The following is a 21972-nucleotide window of genomic DNA, read 5'->3' as shown; positions in this document are numbered from 1 at the left end:
CAGCAAAACCCATCAATTGTTTTACCTTTGCAACATGGTCATCAAAACGGCAACGTTTGTTTGTAGCAATACGCGTATCGATAAATTGCCGGCACCGGAAATGCCGGAATATGCCTTTATCGGCCGTTCCAATGTGGGCAAGTCTTCGCTTATCAACGCGCTTACGGGGCATCGTCACCTGGCCAAAACTTCGCAGACGCCGGGCAAAACCCAACTGATCAATCACTTTTTAATCAATGACGCCTGGTATTTGGTGGATTTGCCGGGCTATGGTTTTGCAAAGGCTTCCAAAGGTAGCCGTGCGGCGTGGGAAAAGTTTATTCGCCGCTACCTCTTGCAGCGAGAGAACCTGCAATGCGTGTTTGTATTGATAGACAGTCGTCATGATCCACAGCGTATCGACTTGGACTTTTGCTATTGGCTTGGCGAAAAAGGGGTGCCATTTATGCTGGTGTTTACTAAAGCCGACAAGCAATCACAGGCCAAATCCGATGGTACTATTGCTAAATTTCACCGGGCACTGCAGCAGTGGTTTGAGGAAGTGCCGCAATATTTTCTTACGTCCGCTGAAACCCAGCTGGGTTGTGAGCAGCTGTTGGATGTTATCGATGACATTAACCGTAATTTCCAGCTCATTGCCGTGAATCGTTGACAATACGTTATGAAGAAATATTTCTCACTTGTACTCTTTGCACATAGCGTTTTCGCGCTTCCGTTTGCTATCATCGGCTTTTTTCTTGCCATTAATACCACGGCACATCCTTTTGATTGGATTAAGCTGCTGCTGATGTTGGCTTGTATGGTTTTCGCACGTAATGCAGCCATGGCATTCAACCGCTACCTTGACCGTGACATCGACGCGGCAAACCCGCGTACCGCCATGCGTGATATCCCCGCAGGGCGGGTAAGCCCCCAGCAAGCGCTGGTGTTTACCATCGCCAATTGCTTGCTGTTTATCACGGCTACTTGGTTTATCAACCGGGTATGTTTTTATCTCGCACCAGTAGCTTTGGCTGTGGTACTGGGCTACAGTTACATGAAGCGGTTTACGCCCCTCTGCCATCTGGTACTGGGATTGGGGCTCGGCCTGGCCCCGCTTGGCGCATATTTGGTGGTAACAGGCGTATTCGACGTCATACCTGTTTTTTATTCGTTGGCGGTATTGTTTTGGGTGGGTGGATTTGATATTATTTATGCGTTGCAGGACGAGGAGTTTGATCGCCAGCATCAGTTGAATTCCATTCCCGCTTGGCTGGGAAAACGAAGAGCTTTGCGGGTGTCTGAGGCGTGCCATGTGCTTTCGGCGCTCTTTGTGATACTGCCGATGTTTTTCATGTCATTAAGCTGGTTCTACCTGCTCGGTATAGTTTTCTATTGCGGGCTGCTTATCTACCAGCATCGGATTGTGAGCCCCGCAGATTTGAGCAGGGTGGATCGGGCGTTCATGACTACCAATGGCATTGCCTCCGTGGTATTCGCCTGTTTTTTCTTGTTGGACATGGTGTTTTGAAGTAGGAGCCCGAGGATGAATTGCCAACTTCCGGCTTCGGACTTTGGGCTCCCGACTGACGACTTTTAAAAAAAACGTTTTGTCATTCCCTGAATAAATCCCTTTATTTGCAGAAATCTGAAAAAATCAATGGCGAAAAACTTACTGATTGTAGAGTCACCGGCGAAAGCAAAAACAATAGAGGAATATTTAGGCAAAGATTTCCTGGTCAAATCCAGTTATGGCCATATCCGTGATCTGGTAAAGACCGACGATGCAATAGATACGGCAGATAATTTTAAACAAAAATATGAAGTACCGGCCGATAAAAAGGCTGTTGTCAGCGAATTAAAAAAATTAGCTAAAGAAGCAGAGACCGTATGGCTCGCGTCCGACGAGGACCGTGAGGGCGAGGCCATATCATGGCATTTATACGAGACCTTGGGTCTTCAGAACGACAAGACCAAGCGGATAGTTTTCCATGAAATCACCAAACCAGCGATCCTCAAGGCCATCGAAACACCGCGGGGGATTGATTTTAATTTGGTGAATGCACAGCAGGCGAGGCGGGTACTTGATAGGCTGGTAGGCTTTGAACTTTCTCCTGTACTGTGGAAAAAGGTAAAACCAGCGCTTTCAGCAGGGCGGGTTCAATCTGTTGCCGTTCGGTTGATTGTAGATAGGGAGCGGGAAATCAATCGGTTTCAGGCGGAGGCAGCCTTCAAGGTCGTCGCCATCTTCCATACCGGCAATCCTAAGGAACTGTTTAAGGCAGAGCTGCCGCAGCGGTTTACTACTATGGGTGAAGCGGAGCGGTTCCTTTCTGATTGTGCTGAAGCAACTTTTGCAGTAAACAGCCTGGAAACCAAGCCTGCTAAACGCAACCCTTCCGCACCTTTTACAACTTCAACGCTGCAACAGGAAGCCAGCCGTAAACTGGGCTTCTCCGTGGCGCGCACAATGACGGTGGCACAGCGGCTTTACGAAGCTGGGCGTATTACGTACATGCGTACCGACTCGGTGAACCTGAGCGACACGGCACTGCAAGGTGCCGAACAGGAAATCAAGGCGTCATATGGAGAAAAATACCATAAGCGTAGGCAGTACCGCACAAAATCGGCGGGTGCGCAAGAGGCCCACGAAGCCATCAGACCGACCTACTTCGAGCGGCATACCATTGATGGTGACAATGCTGAGAAACGGCTCTATGAACTCATATGGAAGCGAGCCATCGCCTCGCAGATGAGCGAAGCGGAATTTGAGAAAACTACGGCAAAGATTGGGATTTCGACACGGCCGGAAGAATTGGTGGCCAATGGGGAAATTATGCGCTTCGACGGGTTCCTCAAGGTTTATTTCGAGTCGACCGACGAAGACCAGGAGCCTAATTTGGACGGGGATGGTGACAACACCTTATTGCCCCCACTGCAAAGAGGCCAACAGGTGCAATTGCAGCGCTTGACGGCCACTGAACGTTTCTCCCGGCCGCCTGCACGGTATACAGAGGCAAGTCTCGTCAAGAAATTGGAAGAACTTGGAATCGGCCGCCCATCTACCTATGCGCCTACGATCTCGACCATCCAAAACAGGGGCTATGTCGTGAAGGAAGACCGGGATGGCAAATCACGGGACTATCGGGTATTGGAGCTCGTGGAAGGCAAACTTTCGACGCTGGCGAAAACCGAAATCACGGGCGCTGAAAAGGCTAAGCTATTTCCTACCGATATTGGCGTAGTTGTCAATGACTTCCTTGTGGAACATTTTAAAGGAATCGTTGATTTTAATTTCACTGCAAGAGTGGAAAAAGAATTTGACGAAATAGCCCAAGGTATGAAAGAATGGACCGACATGCTGCACAGCTTTTATGGGCCGTTCCACAGTGAAGTAGAAACCACCATCAAGACCGCGGATCGGGCGACCAATGAACGAGAATTGGGAGCGGATCCGGAGACAGGCAAACGTGTGAGCGTGCGTATTGGCCGGTTTGGCCCCATGGTGCAAATCGGTACGGCGGATGACGAGGAAAAACCCCGTTTTGCAAGTCTACGCCCGGGACAGATGATTGAGACCATTACCTTTGAAGAAGCGCTTGACCTGTTTAAATTGCCCAAAAAAGTGGGCGAGTTTGAAGGAAAGGAGATGACCGTAGCCATTGGCCGATTTGGCCCGTATATCCGCCATGATAATGCATTCTATTCGTTGCCCAAGGACGTGGATCCCCATAGTGTGACTACGGAATCGGCTGTCCAAATCATTCAGGAAAAACGGAAGAAGGATAGCGAAAAAATCATCAAAGTGTTTGACGAAAATCCCGAAGCTCGTATCGAAAACGGCCGTTGGGGACCGTTCATCCGTTTTGGAAAACAAAATATTAAAATACCTAAGGGTGCAGATATTCAAGCGATTACCTATACGGAAATACTGCAGTGGGCAGAAGCTGATGATAAAAAGCCAAAGAAGCGGGGAAGGCGATAGGGAGCCAAAGAGATGAAAAAAGATTTGCCCGAAAATATTGTCCAGGATATTTCCATCGCGGTGGTACTGGAAAGCGATTCGCCATCGGGAAAGGTATGGAATGTATACCTTATCAATGAAAAGGACTTGCCTATCAAAAATGTAATGGTGAGTTCAAAAGGTTATGGCGTTAAGGATGAAAAGGAGGTACGGACGACCATACTCCGGCATTTCATTGGTGATATTGACCCGCATGACTATGCCAAGATTGAAGCGATAGATGAACAGGTATTCGGATTGACCAATGAATATTGGCTCAGCTACTATATCGATGGGACTATCTACGATAAGAAGTATATTTTTCTTCCCGAAAGCATTATTGACGAAAACTTGATCAAAATTCCGGTATTGAACAAACCGGGGGTATTGATTGGAGGAAACAATTGATTAAATGGCCAAAACGAATAAAGTTATTGCTATAGACGGCTATTCTTCCTGCGGGAAGAGCACGTTGGCCAAAGCGCTTGCTAAAAAACTTCATTACCTTTATATAGACAGCGGTGCAATGTATCGCGCAGTGACCCTTTATTTTATCCGAAACGTTGTTCCGATAGCTGATCAAGCGAAAATAGCCGATGCCTTGTCTGCTATCCATATCGACTTCCACACGGATGCCGGTCAGACACGGATTTTGCTGAATGAAGAAGATGTATCGGAAGAAATCAGGCAGATGTACATTTCGGACTATGTCAGCGAGGTAAGTGCTATCAGGGCCGTACGGCTGGCAATGGTAGACCAGCAGCAACGTATGGGAAGCAATCAAAATATCGTAATGGACGGCCGTGATATCGGCACTACCGTTTTTCCGGATGCCGATTTGAAAATCTTTATGACGGCTGATCCCAAGGTGCGGGCCGAACGTCGCTATCTCGAATTGAAAAACAAAGGCGAAGACATTACCCTTGAGGAGGTGTTTGAAAATTTAGCCCATCGCGATTACATTGATACCACCCGTGAAGAAAGTCCATTAGTGCGGGCTGACGATGCCATTATATTGGACAATACCAATCTCAACGAAGAGGAGCAGCTGCAATTCGTACTTGACAGGCTGTAGGAAAACCGCTCACCGATGCTAGCGGACGGCTACACCCTGCCGGGATAAGCGGCAAGCCCCCGTTCAAGGCATACCAATGCATTCTTCAAGTCGTTTATATTCAATACGTAGGCAATTCTAACCTCGTTTTTTCCCGCATCCGGTGTACTGTAGAAGCCGCTTGCCGGCGCCATCATCACCGTTTGGTTTTCATAGGCGAAATGTTCCAACATCCATTGGCAAAAGTCATCGGCGTCATCTACAGGTAGCTGAGCCACCACATAAAATGCGCCACCGGGATTGGGACAATAGACCCCGGGAATTTCATTAAGGCCGGCAACCAATGTATTCCTTCTGGCAGTATATTCTTCTTTTACAGCATCAAAATAACTTTGCGGGGTATCTACGGCAGCCTCTGCCGCAAGCTGGGCCACAGCCGGGGGGCTTAGCCTCGCCTGCGCGTATTTCAGGGCAGTACGCCAGAGTTCCTCGTTTTTGGTGATCATACAGCCCAATCTTGCGCCGCAGGCGCTATACCTTTTGGATACGGTGTCCAGCACAACCACATGCTGTTCGAGCCCGGGCAGGTGCATGGGCGATAGGAATTCATTGCCATCATAGCAAAATTCACGGTAGGCCTCATCGGACAGCAGAAACAGATCGTATTTCAGGCAAAGATCGCGTAGGGCCTCCAATTCTTTGCGGGAATAGAGGTAGCCTGTGGGGTTGTTGGGATTGCAGATGGCAATAGCCCGGGTCTTTTCGGTGATCAATGCCTCAAATGCGGAAATCGGTGGCAGCGCAAACCCATTCTCAATATAGGACAGGATAGGCTTTATCTCAATGCCAGCTGAATGGGCAAACCCATTATAGTTGGCATAAAAAGGCTCGGGAATGATAATTTCCTCACCTGGGCCGATGCATGCCTGCATGGCGATGGTAATGGCTTCGGATCCGCCGTTGGTCACCAAAATATCGGTAGGCGAGATGCCATAGCCCAGCTTGTTATAATAGCTGCTTAGCTTGGTGCGATAAGAAACGGTGCCTTCCGATGGCGTGTACGCCCATACCTTGAAATCAATATTTTTTATCGCATCAAGCATGATTTGCGGCGTTTCAATATCAGGCTGCCCGATATTTAAATGGTAAATATGCTTGCCCTCCTGCTTGGCTTTGTCTGCATAAGGCGTAAGCTTGCGGATAGGGGAGGCCGGCATCTCCCGGCCCTTTACGGATATTGAAGGCATACAACGTATTATTTTGCTGCAATATTAAGCATAGGATTTGACTTAAACCGCACAAAAAAACCGCTAATTGGATAGCGGCTTTTGGAGTTAATTGCAAAATACTGTCAATTAGCCGGTTACTTCGCCCTTAATGTAAAGCGTTTTCACGGGCGTTTTGGTATTCGACCGAACGGTGAAATTTTTGGTAAACGGCTGCTTTACCTTGGCATCGTAGGTGACCTTGATTGTACCTGTCTCACCGGGTTTAACGGGTGTCTTCGTAAATTCAGCGACGGAACAGCCGCACGATGGCCTTACTTCACTGATGATAATAGGCTCAGTACCTACGTTGGTAAACGAAAATTCATACGAAACCGGTTCATTTTGTGGTATTTTGCCAAAGTCATGCGTTTCCTTTTCGAATTTGAATTCTGCCTTGCTGTTTTGCTGGCCTAAGGCTGTTGTGCAAACAAAAGCAACCAATAGGGCACATATTGTAGTTATTTTTTTCATTGTTTCTCTTTTTTATTTCGATTTAGTAAATGTTTCAATTGCTATACAAATTTACTGATTTGGAATGATACGGTCAAAAAATGTTCCAAAATCCTCATCGCATGTAAAGGGGTATTACCGCGCGATAAGAGTCGATCACTCCGTATTACGGAATATTAAGGTATTTGTGGGTTTGAAGGGATATCTCCCATTTGGGGTTTTGTTTTACGTATTCCACAATCAACGGTGTCATTTCCTGCGCTTTGGACCATTCGGGCTGCAAGTAAAGGCGACAAGTTGGGGGGACGAGCGCAGCGTGTTTTTCTGCCCAGGCAAAATCACTCTTATTGAATACAATGACTTTCAATTCGCCTGCAGCAGCAATGACGTCGGGCAGGGGTGACTTGAATTTTTTCGGTGAAAGACATACCCAATCCCAATGGCCGCTTAGTGGGTAAGCACCAGATGTTTCAATAAAGGTCTTAATGCCGGCCAGTTGCAATCCCTTGGTAAGGTAATCCAGGTTATAAAGCAGCGGCTCCCCACCGGTGACAACTACCGTCTTAGACGGATACTGCTTGGCGTGTTCGACGATGGTGTCTGCAGCGGTGAGGGGATGGAGCTCGGCATCCCAGCTTTCCTTTACGTCGCACCAATGGCAGCCCACGTCACATCCGCCCAAGCGAATAAAGTAAGCTGCTTTGCCCGTGTGGTACCCCTCGCCCTGGATAGTGTAGAACTCTTCCATCAATGGAAGCCGTGTGCCGTCGTCTGGTACCTGATGTGCCATATCATTTTTACGAAGATGCAAAGGTACGGAAAATTGTGAAAACCAATTGTTGTCAGCTGTAGCGTATGTACCGTTTATCTCGTTTCACAAAGTGAAAAGAAAGCTAATTTTTGTTTTTAACCTAAAAAAATTACCATGAATCCGATGCGTCGCTCCGTTTTTGGTTGGCCGGTATGGCGTTTACCAATTGTTATACTGTTAGTTACAACGTGCAGCAATCCCCAGGAACCACTATACAACTATAGGGTTCAGGTGCCGGTATACCTGAACGTGAGTGCTGTGCGGGAGATAACCGTGGGGCCGCAAGCGCCAAGGAAACTATCCGCGGCAGGCAAAATTTATGTGTACGGTGATTACCTGCTGATAAATGAGCCGCAGAAGGGCGTCCATATCATCGACAATAGGCAACCCAAAATGCCCCGTATGCTGAATTTCATTGCGATTCCGGGCAACATCGATATGGCTGTCAATAGCCACATGCTCTATGCCGACAGCTATGTAGACCTGTTGGTCTTTGACATCAGCGATCCGGCCAACGTAACGCTATCGAAACGCTTGGAAGACGTATTTCCACACCTGTATGTTTATGGGGATAGCAGCAAAATTATGACTTACAAGGACAGTTTGGTGACCAGCACCACGCCGCCACGCCCCTTGGGTGGATGGATGGTCAATGACGCATTCAGCTCCGGCGTAACCCTATCGCCGGGAGGCAGTTACGGACAAGGCGGATCAATGGCCCGGTTTACGTTGCTGGGCGGCCACCTTTATGCGGTAGACCAGCAGAGCTTGCGGTTGTTCAACGTGCAAGATCCGGATGACCCGCACTTTGTTCAAGATATTGCCCTGGGTTGGGGGATAGAGACCATCTTCCCTTTTGAAAACAAGTTGTTTATCGGTTCCACGACGGGGATGCATATTTACGACGCCTCTAATCCTGCTGCTCCGGAACCCATGTCTGTTTACTCGCATTTTACTGCGTGTGACCCAGTGGTGGTAAACGAAAATCACGCGTTTGTCACATTACGCAGTGGGAATTTCTGCCAACAAGGAGTGGATTTGCTGGAAGTGATTGACATCAGCGATCCCTACAGTCCCAAGCTGCTTAAGTCTTATGGCATGCAAAATCCACACGGGTTAGGTCTTTCAGAAAATTATCTTTATGTATGTGAAGGAAAATTTGGACTGAAAAGCTACAGCATTGCCGACGTGATGAATGTGGATAAACGACAGATGCAGCATCTTCGAACTATCGATGCGTTCGACGTTATCCCCGGACCGAAGTCCTTAATTGTAACGGGTGAGAAGGGTATTTCGCAATATGATTATAGCCGTCCAAACAGGCTCCAATTGCTTAGCCAAATCAGCGTGAAAGATTAAAAATAGTGTGCATATTTCACATTTCCTCTTACCTTTGTGTCCGAAAAGAAGTCACACCTTGTATTGTGATTTGTAACGCTATTTTTAATTAACACAAAATCATAGTTGTAAATGATTAACATTACCCTTCCCGATGGTTCGGTGCGGCAATATGTGCAAGGAACCACAGCGATGGAAATCGCACAATCCATTTCAGAGGGCTTAGCCCGTAACGTATTAGCTGCCGTGGTAAATGGCGAAGTATGGGATGCTTCGCGGCCTATTGAACAAGACGCAACGGTACGCCTGCTCACGTGGAACGATAACCAAGGCAAAGCTACCTTTTGGCACTCTTCGGCGCACTTGATGGCCGAAGCGTTGGAAGCGCTCTATCCGGGTATCAAATTCGGTATCGGGCCGGCGATCGAGACGGGGTTCTATTATGATGTGGATTTTGGCGACCGGGAGTTTTCCTCGGATGACTTCAAGCAGATTGAGGATAAGATGGTCGAACTTGCCCGTACAAAGGCCGAATATGTGCGTAAGCCAGTAAGCAAGGCCGAAGCCGAAGCTTACTTCACAGCGAAAGGCGATGAGTACAAGCTGGATTTGATTAAGGATCTGCCCGATGGAAGTATTACCTTTTACACCCAAGGGAACTTCACAGATCTTTGCCGCGGGCCACATATTCCCAATACAGGTGTTATTAAAGCAGTGAAATTGACCAATGTGGCTGGGGCATACTGGCGGGGCGACGAGACTCGTAAACAGCTTACACGCATTTATGGGGTCACCTTTCCCAAGGCCAGCGAATTGGCTGATTACCTGCATATGATCGAGGAGGCCAAGAAGCGCGACCACCGCAAGTTGGGGCGTGATTTGGATCTGTTTGCCTTTTCGGAAAAAGTAGGGTTGGGGCTACCCTTATGGCTGCCTAAAGGGGCCCGATTGCGGCAAAAGCTGATTGATTTCATGCAGCGGGCGCAACTCAAAGCCGGATACGAGCCTGTAGCGACTCCCCATATTGGGCACAAAAGTTTGTATGTCACTTCCGGGCATTATGAAAAATACGGCGCGGACTCATTCCAGCCCATCCATACACCGCAGGAAGGCGAAGAGTTTCTGCTGAAGCCCATGAACTGTCCGCACCATTGCGAGATATATAAAACAAAGCCCCGTTCATATAAAGACTTACCCATCCGCTATGCCGAATTTGGCACGGTATACCGCTATGAACAGAGTGGCGAACTGCATGGACTCACCCGTGTAAGGGGATTTACACAGGACGATGCCCACTTATTTTGCCGTCCGGATCAGGTGAAGGATGAGTTTAAAAAAGTCATCGATTTGGTACTCTATGTATTCGTTGCGTTGGGCTTTGAAGACTATACGGCTCAAATCTCGCTGCGCGATCCCGAAAACAAGAGTAAGTACATTGGTTCCGAGGATAACTGGAATCGTGCTGAACGAGACATCATCGAAGCCGCCGAAGAAAAGGAATTGAAAACCGTGATAGAATACGGTGAAGCCGCGTTTTACGGGCCCAAGTTGGATTTTATGGTCAAGGACGCCCTGGGCCGTAAGTGGCAGTTGGGCACGATTCAGGTAGACTATAATTTGCCGGAGCGCTTCGAACTGGAATATACGGGCAGCGATAATAACAAGCATCGCCCCGTGATGATTCACCGTGCACCATTCGGATCATTGGAACGCTTTGTTGCTGTATTGATCGAACACTGTGCAGGCCAGTTCCCACTATGGCTGGCACCCGAGCAATTCATCATTCTTCCGGTATCGGAAAAATACGAAGAATATGCAAAAAAACTTTTAGAATCGCTCAATAATTCCGATATTCGCGGCTTGATTGACCTGCGAGATGAGAAGGTGGGTCGGAAAATCAGGGACGCAGAGTTGAAGAAAATCCCATACATGCTTATCGTTGGTGAAAAAGAAGCGGAAAACGGCACGATTTCTGTTCGGAAACACGGCCAAGGTGATTTGGGTGCGATGAGTGTGGAGGCGTTTGGTGAGCAGTTAATAAAAGAGATAACCGTTTAATTATTTTAGACATTTGGCATTAAATAGACCAGGATTCAGAGGCCCGAGACCTCCATTCAAGAAGAAGGAGCCGGAGCACCGTATCAATGAGAACATTAGGGTACCCGAGGTACGATTAGTAGGAGACAATGTGGAGCAGGGGATATTTCCCACCCGTAAGGCATTGGAGCTCGCTGATGAATTAGAACTGGATTTAGTGGAAATCTCGCCGAATGCTAACCCTCCGGTTTGTAAAATCATTGATTACAGCAAGTTCATTTACGAACAGAAGAAGAAGCAGAAGGAGATTAAGGCAAACGCCAAACAAACCGTTATCAAGGAGATCCGCTTCGGGCCAAATACCAATGACCATGACTTTGAGTTTAAACTCAAACATGCTATCAAGTTTTTGGAGGCCGGGGAAAAGGTAAGGGCATATGTTCATTTCAAAGGACGTGCTATTGTGTATAAAGAGCAAGGTGAAATTTTGCTGTTGCGTTTTGCTCAAGCCCTTGAAGAGTATGGTAAGGTGGAGCTGCTCCCTAAATTAGAAGGCAAGCGGATGTTCCTCACTGTAGCGCCAAAGGCCGCGGGAAAAAAATAGAAAACTAACAAATCGATATAAAAATTAGTGAATCATGCCAAAAGTGAAAACCAATTCCAGTGCTAAGAAACGCTTTAAGCTTACTGGAACAGGTAAGATTGCGCGGAAGCACGCTTTTAAAAGTCACATCTTGACGAAAAAAAGCACCAAGCGTAAACGCAATCTGACTCAGACCGGTTTAGTGTCTGAATCCGATATGGGCAACGTAAAACGTATGCTCGCCATCGGTAAATAAGTCTTAAGTCGAAAGCCTTAAGTCGAAAGTAGAAATTAACATTTTTAATAACCGGGTACCGGGTCGTAAGTTCGTTGAAAAACACGGCGCCTGCTACCAAAAATCAAGAAGATTATGCCACGTTCGGTTAACGCAGTAGCGTCAAGAAGACGACGCAAAAAGATCCTCAAATTAGCCAAGGGCTATTATGGAGGGCGCAGCAAGGTATATACCGTTGCGAAAAACACAGTAGAAAAAGGCTTGCAGTATGCTTATCGCGACCGTAAGACCAAAAAGAGGGAATTTAGGGCTTTATGGATACAACGTATCAACGCCGGAGCGCGTCAGCATGGAATCTCGTATTCCCAGTTGATCGGTAAACTGAATGCCAAAAGCATCGGATTGAACCGTAAGGTATTGGCCGATTTGGCCATGAACAATCCGGAGGCATTCAAGGCGGTAATAGATACAGTGAAATAGAGTTTTTGACCCGATATCGATTTTGTTAGGAAAAAGGGAGGCCGAGAAGGCTTCCTTTTTTTGTTTATTCCCCAGTGGTTACCCCAGTCCCAAGTACATGACCTTGTGCGGCCCGATGCCGGGTATTTCAAATTCTTCTGAAATCATGTCAAACCCGAGGTGCCGGTAGAAATCATACGCGACCCTACGGGCGTTGCACCAAAGGTAATCGGCCGTTAAATCAACTGCCAGATGATTGATGGCGGCGTTCAGCAATTGGCTGCCAATTCGTTTACCCTGCCAGTCAGGGTGTGTGGCCATGCCGCGCAAGCGGTAGCCTACCCCTTGATAGTCTTCCAAGGGTTCGAGCTGGCAGGTCAGGATACACACGGTGTCCTGGTCATTGGCTACATAGCCCATATGAAATGTGGTCTCGCTATCGTCACCCTGGAAATGGCAATTAGCAAGCGGTGCACCATTCCGCAGTACCAAACTGCGTAGCGGAAGGGTATCTTCCGTATCAATAAACTTAATCATGGGTAGCGATTTTGAGTAATAAGTCAACTAAGCGATTGGAATAGCCATATTCATTATCGTACCAGCCGACCACTTTGACGAGTCCACCGACTACAGACGTCAGTTGCGCGTCAAAGATACAAGAATATGGACTGCTGAGGATGTCTACGGATACGATCGGATCCACGGTGTATTGAAGTATACCTTTCAGTTCGGTAGCTGCCGCTTGTCTGAATGCCCTGTTGATTTCATCAACAGTGGCTTGGTGTTTCAATGTGCAGGTAAAATCGGTCAGAGACCCATTCAAAACCGGGACACGAATACCGGCACCGCCCAATCTATTTTCAAGATGCGGGAATACATTGGTAATGGCTTTTGCAGCACCCGTAGTCGTGGGAATGATGGAAGCCACGGCTGCCCGGGCTCTCCGTAAGTCGCGATGGGGCCCATCATGCAGGTTTTGGTCGCTCGTCATGCTATGCACGGTGGTGATGTAACCATCAATTATCCCCCAATTTTCGTCGAGCACTTTAACCAAAGGAGCTACATTGTTTGTCGTGCATGAGGCGTTGGAGAGGATAGGGGCACGCAGGTCTATATCGGCATCGTTTACACCCAGCACCACGGTCGGGATCGCCTTATCGGGTGAGGGCGCGGAGATGATCACCTGTTTTGCACCGGCAGTAAGGTGTTGGGTTGCTTTTTCCAGGGATGTGAATCGGCCAGTAGATTCGATGACTATATCGATTTCCTGCGATTGCCATGGAAGATTTTCAGGGGAAGGCTCCCTGAAGACAGGAATAGCATGGCCATCTATTATCAATTGATTGGATGTAGCCTCCACTGATCCGGGATACGGCCCGTGCACGGAATCATATTTAAAAAGATGGGCCAATGTGGCGGTGTCTGCCAGATCATTGATGGCAGTAATATGTAGATTGGTTATGTTCCGAAACAAAATATTCCGGAGTGTATTCCGACCAATACGGCCAAACCCGTTGATGGCAATGGTTATCATATCATTAAGCGAGGCCAAAGTTACATAAATAATAAGGAATCAATCCCATTAAAACAAATCATCGTGCTGGTGTGTTTTCTGCATATGGGAAAGCATGAAGAATTTGAACCACAAGATTCAAAACAGGATCAAAAAAAGGACAAGCAAATCGTCAAACGTCCTGAAGATAACCGTTATACAAGCAAGGAAGCCAACTTGGCGAATCCGGCATTAAAGAAGACCTATAGCGAGCAGCCGCCTACCAAGCACAATTCCAAAACATAGCGGCATATAAATTAACAATGGAATGACACTGGATCTTCGTTTTTAGGGCAAATGGAATTACCTTTACTGAAATTCCAATTTGACATATGAGAACGATTATTGTAGCTACTGACTTTTCCAAAGAAGCAGAAAATGCTGTCGATTATGCGGCCGCGTTGGTTCAGCAAATAGGAGGTAAGATTGTGCTTTTTAACCTATACGTGCCTTCCATACACGTTTCCAATGCACGCCTTTCACCACAGGCATTTGATGAATCGGCTACCCGTACCAAAGAACGGTTGGCTACCCGTGCTGCAGCATTGGGCGATACGTATTCCATTCCCGTTTCTAGCCACCTTAGCGTGATGGGCGACATGGGGGAAGAGATTGAACACCTGTTTACCGTTTACGATGCCAGTTTATTGGTGATGGGGATGGCTGCAAAATCCTTGGAGCAAGATTTGCTTGGCAACACAACGACAGCATTGATTCACCAGTTTAAATTTCCGGTATTGGCGATTCCTTACGGGGCTAAATTTCACGGCATTGATCGGATACTTTTCGCTTGCGACAACCTGCAGGGTATCAATCGTGTGGTTTTGGATGAGGTCAAAGCATTGGCATTAGGGGCGAAGGCTTCGGTGGAAATTTTTCACGTGAACAACCAGATCCAGAAAATCCAAGAACAAGGTATCGACGATCAAACGATAAACACCTTCGGTGAAGGATTGGAGGGTGTGACCTACTACTACAAGGATGTGGAATCGAATGCCGTAATCAAAGCGATACAAGATGAATTGATTGACATTAACGCCGATATACTTATCATGCTGCCCAATAAATACGGTTTTTGGGGCTCCCTCATACACCGGAGTAAGACACGCATCATGGCGTCCGGTTTGTCCGTGGTACTGCTCTCTATCCCGCTGACACTTGCCAGCAAAAAGGAAAAGCCCGGCGCTTAGTTCCGGATGGAGGCAACGACTTTATCGATATCACGTTCACCATCCCAATGATCTTTCAGCTGGCCATTATTGCCATATACGTATACAGCTGGATATTGCGAAGGGATATGGAATTTATTGATAAAATCCGCATTGCGATCATACAGCAGTTCGACATTGGCTTTGCCCACTAAGGGTTTGGCATGCGTTTCCAAAAAGGTGCTCATTAATGCTGGATCATTCATGGATACAAAGTAAAAATTGGCATCTTTCACTTCGTCATAATGTTGACCGATATGGTTTGCTTCGTGCTGGCAATGGCTACAGGTCGGGTCAAAGAGGATAAACACAATATTTCCCTTTTTTGCCAGATCCTGTTTGGTAAAGCGGATGCCGCTACGGAGAATATAAAAGGCAAAATCGGGTATCGTCTGTGCCGGTTGTGAGGCAGCTGGTTGCGGGGCCGCCGCCGTCGGCTCTTCACCCACCGATGGCGTTGAAGCAAGCGAGGATGCATGGGGTTCCTGTGCTTGGGTTGATTTGGCGCTGTTCTCACAGGAGGCCATGGACAGCAGCAAGAGCATGCCGGTAAATGTTATCATGATATTCGTCGTTTTCATTGTCATAACTGCAAAGGTAATGATTATCTGAGTTTCCGCACTAATAGCTGGCAGGTATAACTATCTTTGAGCTCCATAATGATGGCCTTGTCTACCAGCACCCGATCAACTGTTTGTTGGTTATAATGGCGAATCGTAATGAGTTCCAGCCCATTTTGGTGCTGCACCTCATACCGCGTCTTGAGATCGTGCAACAGCATATTTACATTATCCCCGGTGTCATCCACGCTTACCGAGAAGCTTACAGCACTGTTGTGCATCATGTTCACCTTGATTTTATGCTGGTGGAACCGCCTGAAAATGTCACTTAAATTATCTTCGACGATGAATGAAAAGTCTTTAGGGAGGATGGAAATCAATACTTGGTTGACCTTGAAAATAAACGACGGTATGGGTAGTGCTCCCTTGGTGTCGCGTATCTGTGTCCCGCTATCTTCGATGTCAACAAAGGACTTTACATAAAGTGGGATGTTTTTATTTTGCAAGGGCTTGATTGTTTTCGGATGGATGACCGTAGCACCGTAATAGGTCAACTCAATGGCATCCAGATAGGATAATTCGGCAATTAGTTCCGTCTTATCAAACCATTTGGGATCGGCATTCAGTACGCCAGGCACGTCTTTCCAAATCGTTACGCTTTCCGCGTTGAGACATGCTGCGAAGATAGCGGCTGAATAGTCCGAACCTTCACGCCCGAGTGTGGTTGTAAAATTCTCCGAAGTAGAGCCGATAAAGCCCTGCGTCACAACCAACTGATTGTCCAACAATGGTTGAAGGTCCCGCTGAACACGTGCTTCAGTGATTTGCCAGTCCACTTTTCCTTCCCGGTGCGTATTGTCGGTAGCAATATAATCACGGGCATCTACCCAGGTGTTTGGCAGGCTAATATGATTTAGGTAGTGGCTTACAATGGTCGTCGAAACGAGCTCACCCACAGAAACGATTTGGTCATAGAGGTAGTCATAGGGATCTGCCGGGGCTTCTTCCAATATCCATTCAATCTCTACAAAACGGTTGGAAACCTCGTTGAATACGGGATGATGGATGTCATCGAACAGTGCTCGAATGATATTGCCATGGTACTGTTTCGCTTGTTCCAACAGGTCAAATGTATTTTCCCGTTGCTCAAAGTAACTTAGGGTGAGTTGCTCCAGCAGGTTGGTGGTTTTGCCCATGGCCGATACCACGATAAGCAACTTGTTTGCTCGATGTGTAGCTACAATATGGCCAAGGTTTATCACACCCTCCGCATCTTTGACAGATGCACCTCCAAATTTAAATACTTGCATGTAAGGCTAAAGATTTTGCATGGTTAACTCGCCGATGATCCGCTTTGCGCGGTCGGTCAAAAGCCGTTCGATTTCGGAATACGGGACGCGCAGCTCCGTTTGGCCTTCCACATAGGGCTTAATTTCGTAGATGTTATAGAGAAATAGCATACTATCGCGCTCCAAGGCAAAATTGTCGGGAATGCTGAAACGTCCCTGATCAAAGAAGTATTGATCGTCGAGCGACTGGTCAACCGCGAGGTTTTCCTGCTCCCTGAAATAACGCTCGGCAATCGCGGTCAATTCATTTCGGAAAGCCCTTGCCACGATGTCGTCCAATACCAATACCGATTGGTCAGTCAAATCGTAATGTACAAATACCGTCGCATAATTGCCATGAGCGCCACCAGTATACGTGGAGGCATCAATGACAAGCTCCAAATAAGATGGTGTAATCCGGTATACCTTTGCATGCGATTCAGAAGTCCATATACGGGGGAATGGATCAGATTGGTGGAAATCATCAAATTCTTTGATAAAGGTTTGGGCGGCACCTGCTACGGTAGCCGTGTCGCTTCCTAATAAGGCCGACAATACAAAGCGGTTGACGACCGTATCTTGGAACTTGGGATACGAGACAGCGAAATATGTCGTATCCGTTGTTTCGCTGGTCTTGACTAGATTGTCGCTGTATCGGACATAATCCTCATCGTTGTATTCCAAAGTGTCTAAAGCAACCTTATTGCCTGTTGATTCCTGTGTCTCCGTGTTGGATTGGCAGGCACCCAACAAGGTGGCCACAACGATATAAAAGATAGATATGTTACTTCGCTTCATTGCTATGTTGATTTACCCTCACTTGATGATTACCGGCTTCGGCTCTCAGGCTATCCAATGACACATTTACCCATTCACTATCAAAAGACGCACCATATTTTTTGTAGAAATTAATGGCGGGTTCATTCCATTCCAATACTTGCCATACCATACCCTTATACTGCCGTTCCTCACATAATTTCCAAGTCTCATCAAACAATAATTTGCCAATGCCTTTGCCGCGCATTTTTTCGGTGACAATGATGTCTTCCAGATAGAGTCGTCGTCCCTTCCACGTAGAATAGCGGATATAAAAAAGCGACATGCCCACTAGTCGTCCGCCCGCCTCGGCCACGAAAGCCTCCCATACTGGGGCATTGCCAAAGCCTGCGTCTACAAATTCTTCCAAGCTTACGGTCACCGCCTCGGGAGCCTTTTCGTATGCAGCCAATTCACGGACGAGCTCCAAAAGTTGTGGACAGTCAGCCGCCACGGCCTTGCGTATGATGGTTTTCATGGTTTACCGTCCCCCAAAAATTGTACTCCCCAGGCGTACCATTGTGCTGCCTTGCTCAATGGCAATGTTGTAATCGGCCGACATGCCCATAGAAAGCGTGTCAAAAGAGGCCTCATCTTTAAAAAAGCTCGCTTTTATGCCATCAAATAACGCTTTTAATTCTCGAAATTCTTCTTTGACCTCCTTTTGATTGGGTGTGTTCGTGGCAATGCCCATCAGTCCCCTAATACGGACATGCGTTAATTCCATAAATTCCGCAGATCGTAGGAGCTCAATGACCTCCACATGGTCGAGTCCAAATTTGGTATCCTCTGTCGCTATATGCACCTGTAAAAGGCAGTCAATGACTCGGTTGTGTTTTTTTGCCTGCTTATCGATTTCTTTCAATAGTTTCAAGCTGTCCACCGAATGAATCAACGTAATGAAAGGAGCAATGTATTTCACCTTGTTGCTTTGGAGATGGCCAATCAGGTGCCAGTCGATGTCTTTGGGAAGTATTTCATATTTCCCCAAAAGTTCTTGCACCACATTTTCGCCAAAAGCCCGTTGTCCGGCGTGGTAGGCCTCCAGAATTTCCTCCGCGGGCTTAGTTTTTGAAACGGCGATGAGTTTCACATCCAGCCGTCTGAGTCCTTCTTCAATCGTTTTTACCTGGTCAGCAATATCCATAGATCCAGCCCTGTTTTTATAAATTTTAGCTAAGTTTGCACAAAACTACAAAACCCGCGGGTATCCACCAATAGGAGGGCGAAGGGATAGAATAAAAAGAATGCAACGGCTGCTTACCGGAATTACGATTTTAGTGTTGTGCATCTCCTGTGGGGAAAAGATACCGGATGGAATAATCCCACAGAAAAAGATGCCCGATGTCCTATTGGATGTACATTTGGTAGACGGGCAACTGACATCAATGCCAATAGACTCGGCACGTGCTTACCGTAATGCGTATTATGCCGCGGTTTTCGATAGGTACGGCATTGATTCAATCGCGTTTAGGCGAAGTGTCGAATTTTATTCAACACGGCCATATATCTTGAACGATCTCTACATAGCAGTCGAAAAAAGGCTGGAAGCGATGAACCTCGCCGAGCAAAAGGCCGTGGAAGAAAGATATACCGTGCAGCGAAAGGCAGATTCGGTCAGCAATGCAAGAAGGCTGGATAGTTTGCAGCGGATTACACGCGATTCGTTGGATTTTAAACGTAGGCGTTATTTGTTGTTCCTTCATGCGCCGGACAGTATTTACGGATCGCCTGAGCCGGTAACCCATGAGTTGCTGCACGACAGGCTGCTGGAATCTACGCGATTACGCAGCCTGATCAGCGAAGGCCAACATCCGTCACCCCCGGCTAAAAGGCCTTTGAAACCCAGCCAGCCACCGGTTAAAGCGGTAGAAAATCCTCCGGTTTTGCGGCCAATGGAAAAGATAAAATAAATATGATTTACCCAGACAACGCCATCGAAAAGCTTGGTTTTGCGGATATAAAAGCATTAATCAAGTCGAAGTGCCTAAGTGAACCGGGGATGGAAATGGTGGATAAAATACAACCGCAGACCCGGTTTGACCAAGTTGATAAGTTCCTCAGGCAGGCATATGAGTTCAAGGAACTGCTTGTCAATGATGCTCCATTGCCGGTGGATCACCTGTATCCCATCCGGCCATTGGCGGAAAAGGCCCGGATAGTCGGCACGTTCCTGTCGGAGGATGAGTTTTTCACGATATTGCTATCCCTGAAGACGGTATTTGCTATTATTCGGTATTTCAATGAGCGAAGTGGCCAATATCCCAATCTGGAGGCCCTATTTGAACACTTGCCTATAGAAAAGAACATCGTCACGGCGATTGAACGGGTCGTTGATGCAAAAGGCAAGGTCAAACCTACTGCTTCACCAGCGCTCGCTGAGATCATATCCAGCATTGCCAAAGCGGAACAGGAGGCACGGAAACGTATCGATCTGGTGTTTAGGACCGCACAGCAGAGTGGGTGGACGGCAGACGGCAATTTGACCATCCGTGATGGCCGCTTATGCATCCCGATACTGGCCGAAAATAAACGTAAAATAAAAGGTTGGATACACGACGAATCGGCTACGGGCCAGACAGCTTATATTGAACCGGAAGAAGTATTTCACCTCAACAATAGGGTACGTGACCTTGAGTTTGATAAACGGCGTGAGATCGTCCGGATACTAATCGAATTGACCGACGAATTGCGGCCCCACGTTCCGTTGCTGATAAGCTATCAGAGCTTGTTGAGCAAAGTCGACTTCGTCCGTGCAAAAGCACTATTTGCGATTGATGTCGACGGGCGCATGCCCGAATTGAGCAAAGACACGTCGATTTCATTAGTCAATGCAAAGCACCCATTGCTGTTGCTTACATTTCGGAATACCCAGCAAGCCGTTGTTCCCCTTAATGTACACATCGACGAGCAGCAGCGCGTGATTGTCGTTTCGGGGCCAAATGCCGGGGGCAAATCTGTATGTATGAAGACCATCGGGCTACTGCAATTGATGGTGCAGTCGGGATTGCTTATCCCAGCCGACGCTACTTCCAAAGTGGGCCTGTTTAAGCAGTTATTTGCCGATATCGGCGATGATCAATCCATTGAAAGTGACCTGAGCACCTATAGTGCCCACCTGTCAAAAATGAAATACTTCACCGAACATGCGGACGCCAAGACCCTGATACTCATCGATGAATTTGGTACAGGTACCGATCCACTGTTTGGTGGGCCGATTGCCGAGGCGGTACTGGAAGTGCTCAACCGAAAGAAAGTAAGGGGAGTGGTGACTACCCACTATTCCAACCTAAAAGTTTTTGCGAGCAATACAGCTGGAATCGAAAATGCATCTATGCTCTTCGACAATGTGGCCATGCGGCCATTGTATATCTTGCAAACCGGCAAACCGGGCAGCTCGTACGCATTCGAAATTGCGCAGAAAATCGGGTTAAACGAAACTATTCTGCAAGCTGCCAAACAAAAAATAGGCGTCCAGCAAAAGCGTGTGGATACCTTATTGGTGGATTTGGAACGCGACAAAAAGGATGTATACGAGGCTAAGGTAGCTATTGCCCAAAAAGAAAAACAGCTCGAAAGGCTAAAAGCAGAAAACGAACAGCTACAGACCTACCTAGAGGAAAACAAACGGACCATCATCAACAAAGCCCGGGAGGATGCCCGGGAAATTATTCGCAATGCCAATAAGCTGGTCGAAAATACGATATCAGACATTCGGGAAAGCCAGGCGGAGAAGGCGAAAACAAAAGCGCTGCGCCAGCGATTGGATCAGGAGTTGAATAAACATGCCGAAGAAACCAAAACGGAGACTAAAGTTAAACAAAATCCCGTCGAGACGGTTGCTATCAAGGTGGGAGATTGGGTGAAAATAGTGGGTACCGAAAATGAGGCGCAGGTAATCAGCATGGCAAAAAACAATGTGGTATTGGCGATGGGAGAGTTGCGCACCGTACAAAAGCGGGCGAATGTCGTCCGCATTGATAAAAAACACTTGCAGACCCGAACCCGCCAAGCCCACCACGCCAAAATTGCTGATGATGTAGCGAGCTTTCGGCCCGAGGTGGATGTACGGGGTATGCGCACAGAAGCAGCACTTTATGAAATTGAAAAATACCTGGATAAAGCAATAATGATGGGCTTTCCAAACTTGAAAATAGTACATGGCAAGGGAGACGGCATTTTGCGGAAATTTATCCGGGATTATCTGCGCAAATATGGCGAGGTCACCCGGATGGAAGACGAACATCCGGATAGAGGGGGTGAAGGGATCACTTACGCCTATCTGGATTAA

Annotated in this window: 24 protein-coding genes; 14 read left to right on the top strand and 10 right to left on the bottom strand. The window is 47.3% G+C overall.

Annotated features, from left to right (window positions below; genetic code table 11):
* The first annotated feature begins 34 nt into the window (after positions 1-34).
* The 5 genes from yihA to cmk all read left to right on the top strand — a co-directional run bounded on the left by yihA (position 35) and on the right by cmk (position 5057).
* The gene (gene yihA, locus BMW65_RS21655; protein ID WP_090608854.1) at positions 35-652 is read left to right on the top strand and encodes a ribosome biogenesis GTP-binding protein YihA/YsxC; all 618 of its coding nucleotides are present in this window, start codon (positions 35-37) and stop codon (positions 650-652) included.
* Positions 653-661: 9 nt separating this feature from the next.
* A complete protein-coding gene (locus BMW65_RS21650) occupies positions 662-1510 on the top strand; it encodes a UbiA-like polyprenyltransferase (RefSeq protein ID WP_090608852.1) in 849 nt (282 codons plus the stop codon).
* 129 nt (positions 1511-1639) lie between these two features.
* Positions 1640-3964 (top strand): type I DNA topoisomerase, encoded by a 2325-nt coding sequence (gene topA / locus BMW65_RS21645; protein ID WP_090608850.1) that lies wholly within the window; start codon positions 1640-1642, stop codon positions 3962-3964.
* A 12-nt stretch (positions 3965-3976) separates the two neighbouring features.
* Entirely contained in the window at positions 3977-4390 is a 414-nt protein-coding gene (locus BMW65_RS21640) for a hypothetical protein (RefSeq protein WP_090608848.1), read from the top strand.
* Positions 4391-4394: 4 nt separating this feature from the next.
* The gene (cmk, locus tag BMW65_RS21635; protein ID WP_090608847.1) at positions 4395-5057 is read left to right on the top strand and encodes a (d)CMP kinase; all 663 of its coding nucleotides are present in this window, start codon (positions 4395-4397) and stop codon (positions 5055-5057) included.
* Between the two features lie 29 nt (positions 5058-5086).
* Here the strand turns inward: cmk and BMW65_RS21630 are convergent, their stop codons facing one another.
* The 3 genes from BMW65_RS21630 to BMW65_RS21620 form a co-directional block, all read right to left on the bottom strand.
* A complete protein-coding gene (locus tag BMW65_RS21630) occupies positions 5087-6283 on the bottom strand; it encodes a pyridoxal phosphate-dependent aminotransferase (RefSeq protein ID WP_090608845.1) in 1197 nt (398 codons plus the stop codon).
* A 108-nt stretch (positions 6284-6391) separates the two neighbouring features.
* On the bottom strand, positions 6392-6775 hold the full coding sequence (locus BMW65_RS21625) for a DUF1573 domain-containing protein (protein ID WP_090608842.1): 384 nt from the start codon (positions 6773-6775) through the stop codon (positions 6392-6394).
* A gap of 145 nt (positions 6776-6920) precedes the next feature.
* Positions 6921-7544 (bottom strand): 7-carboxy-7-deazaguanine synthase QueE, encoded by a 624-nt coding sequence (locus BMW65_RS21620; protein WP_090608840.1) that lies wholly within the window; start codon positions 7542-7544, stop codon positions 6921-6923.
* 135 nt (positions 7545-7679) lie between these two features.
* On the opposite strand from BMW65_RS21620, the gene BMW65_RS21615 reads away from it, so the two are divergent.
* The 5 genes from BMW65_RS21615 to rplT all read left to right on the top strand — a co-directional run bounded on the left by BMW65_RS21615 (position 7680) and on the right by rplT (position 12238).
* On the top strand, positions 7680-8924 hold the full coding sequence (locus tag BMW65_RS21615; RefSeq protein ID WP_090608838.1) for an LVIVD repeat-containing protein: 1245 nt from the start codon (positions 7680-7682) through the stop codon (positions 8922-8924).
* Positions 8925-9035: 111 nt separating this feature from the next.
* Entirely contained in the window at positions 9036-10961 is a 1926-nt protein-coding gene (thrS, locus tag BMW65_RS21610; protein WP_090608835.1) for a threonine--tRNA ligase, read from the top strand.
* A 13-nt stretch (positions 10962-10974) separates the two neighbouring features.
* Positions 10975-11544 carry a translation initiation factor IF-3 gene (infC, locus tag BMW65_RS21605; RefSeq protein WP_090608834.1) on the top strand — a complete coding sequence of 190 codons (570 nt, stop codon included), beginning with the start codon at positions 10975-10977 and terminating at the stop codon, positions 11542-11544.
* A 34-nt stretch (positions 11545-11578) separates the two neighbouring features.
* Positions 11579-11779, top strand: a complete 201-nt coding sequence (gene rpmI / locus BMW65_RS21600) for a 50S ribosomal protein L35 (protein ID WP_090608832.1) — start codon at positions 11579-11581, stop codon at positions 11777-11779.
* Between the two features lie 114 nt (positions 11780-11893).
* A complete protein-coding gene (gene rplT, locus BMW65_RS21595; protein ID WP_090608830.1) occupies positions 11894-12238 on the top strand; it encodes a 50S ribosomal protein L20 in 345 nt (114 codons plus the stop codon).
* 78 nt (positions 12239-12316) lie between these two features.
* Here the strand turns inward: rplT and BMW65_RS21590 are convergent, their stop codons facing one another.
* Positions 12317-12754, bottom strand: coding sequence for a GNAT family N-acetyltransferase (locus tag BMW65_RS21590; protein WP_090608829.1), 438 nt, complete (start codon positions 12752-12754; stop codon positions 12317-12319).
* On the bottom strand, positions 12747-13751 hold the full coding sequence (gene gap, locus BMW65_RS21585; protein WP_090608827.1) for a type I glyceraldehyde-3-phosphate dehydrogenase: 1005 nt from the start codon (positions 13749-13751) through the stop codon (positions 12747-12749). Before gap ends, BMW65_RS21590 begins: the two co-directional genes overlap by 8 nt.
* Positions 13752-13835: 84 nt before the next feature.
* On the opposite strand from gap, the gene BMW65_RS21580 reads away from it, so the two are divergent.
* Complete coding sequence (locus BMW65_RS21580; protein ID WP_090608826.1) at positions 13836-14015, top strand: hypothetical protein; 180 nt, start codon at positions 13836-13838, stop codon at positions 14013-14015.
* An 86-nt stretch (positions 14016-14101) separates the two neighbouring features.
* The gene (locus BMW65_RS21575; protein ID WP_090608824.1) at positions 14102-14959 is read left to right on the top strand and encodes a universal stress protein; all 858 of its coding nucleotides are present in this window, start codon (positions 14102-14104) and stop codon (positions 14957-14959) included.
* On the opposite strand, the gene BMW65_RS21570 is transcribed toward BMW65_RS21575, so the two are convergent.
* The 5 genes from BMW65_RS21570 to BMW65_RS21550 are packed head-to-tail and all read right to left on the bottom strand — an operon-like array spanning position 14956 to position 18828.
* Positions 14956-15564 (bottom strand): peroxiredoxin family protein, encoded by a 609-nt coding sequence (locus BMW65_RS21570; protein WP_090608823.1) that lies wholly within the window; start codon positions 15562-15564, stop codon positions 14956-14958. The genes BMW65_RS21575 and BMW65_RS21570 overlap by 4 nt on opposite strands.
* A 17-nt stretch (positions 15565-15581) precedes the next feature.
* Entirely contained in the window at positions 15582-16847 is a 1266-nt protein-coding gene (locus BMW65_RS21565; RefSeq protein WP_090608821.1) for an aspartate kinase, read from the bottom strand.
* Positions 16848-16853: 6 nt separating this feature from the next.
* Entirely contained in the window at positions 16854-17663 is an 810-nt protein-coding gene (locus BMW65_RS21560; RefSeq protein WP_090608819.1) for a DUF3298 and DUF4163 domain-containing protein, read from the bottom strand.
* Positions 17650-18159 carry a GNAT family N-acetyltransferase gene (locus BMW65_RS21555; protein WP_090608818.1) on the bottom strand — a complete coding sequence of 170 codons (510 nt, stop codon included), beginning with the start codon at positions 18157-18159 and terminating at the stop codon, positions 17650-17652. Before BMW65_RS21555 ends, BMW65_RS21560 begins: the two co-directional genes overlap by 14 nt.
* 3 nt (positions 18160-18162) lie before the next feature.
* Positions 18163-18828 carry a YggS family pyridoxal phosphate-dependent enzyme gene (locus tag BMW65_RS21550; RefSeq protein WP_090608816.1) on the bottom strand — a complete coding sequence of 222 codons (666 nt, stop codon included), beginning with the start codon at positions 18826-18828 and terminating at the stop codon, positions 18163-18165.
* 100 nt (positions 18829-18928) lie between these two features.
* Between BMW65_RS21550 and BMW65_RS21545 the strand changes: the two genes are divergently transcribed.
* Together BMW65_RS21545 and BMW65_RS21540 are read left to right on the top strand one after the other, a co-directional pair.
* A complete protein-coding gene (locus BMW65_RS21545; protein ID WP_090608815.1) occupies positions 18929-19594 on the top strand; it encodes a DUF4296 domain-containing protein in 666 nt (221 codons plus the stop codon).
* 2 nt (positions 19595-19596) lie between these two features.
* Positions 19597-21972 (top strand): endonuclease MutS2, encoded by a 2376-nt coding sequence (locus BMW65_RS21540; protein ID WP_090608813.1) that lies wholly within the window; start codon positions 19597-19599, stop codon positions 21970-21972.

The organism is Parapedobacter koreensis (assembly GCF_900109365.1).
Lineage (GTDB): Bacteria > Bacteroidota > Bacteroidia > Sphingobacteriales > Sphingobacteriaceae > Parapedobacter > Parapedobacter koreensis.
This window is presented reverse-complemented; position numbering and strand designations above follow the sequence as displayed.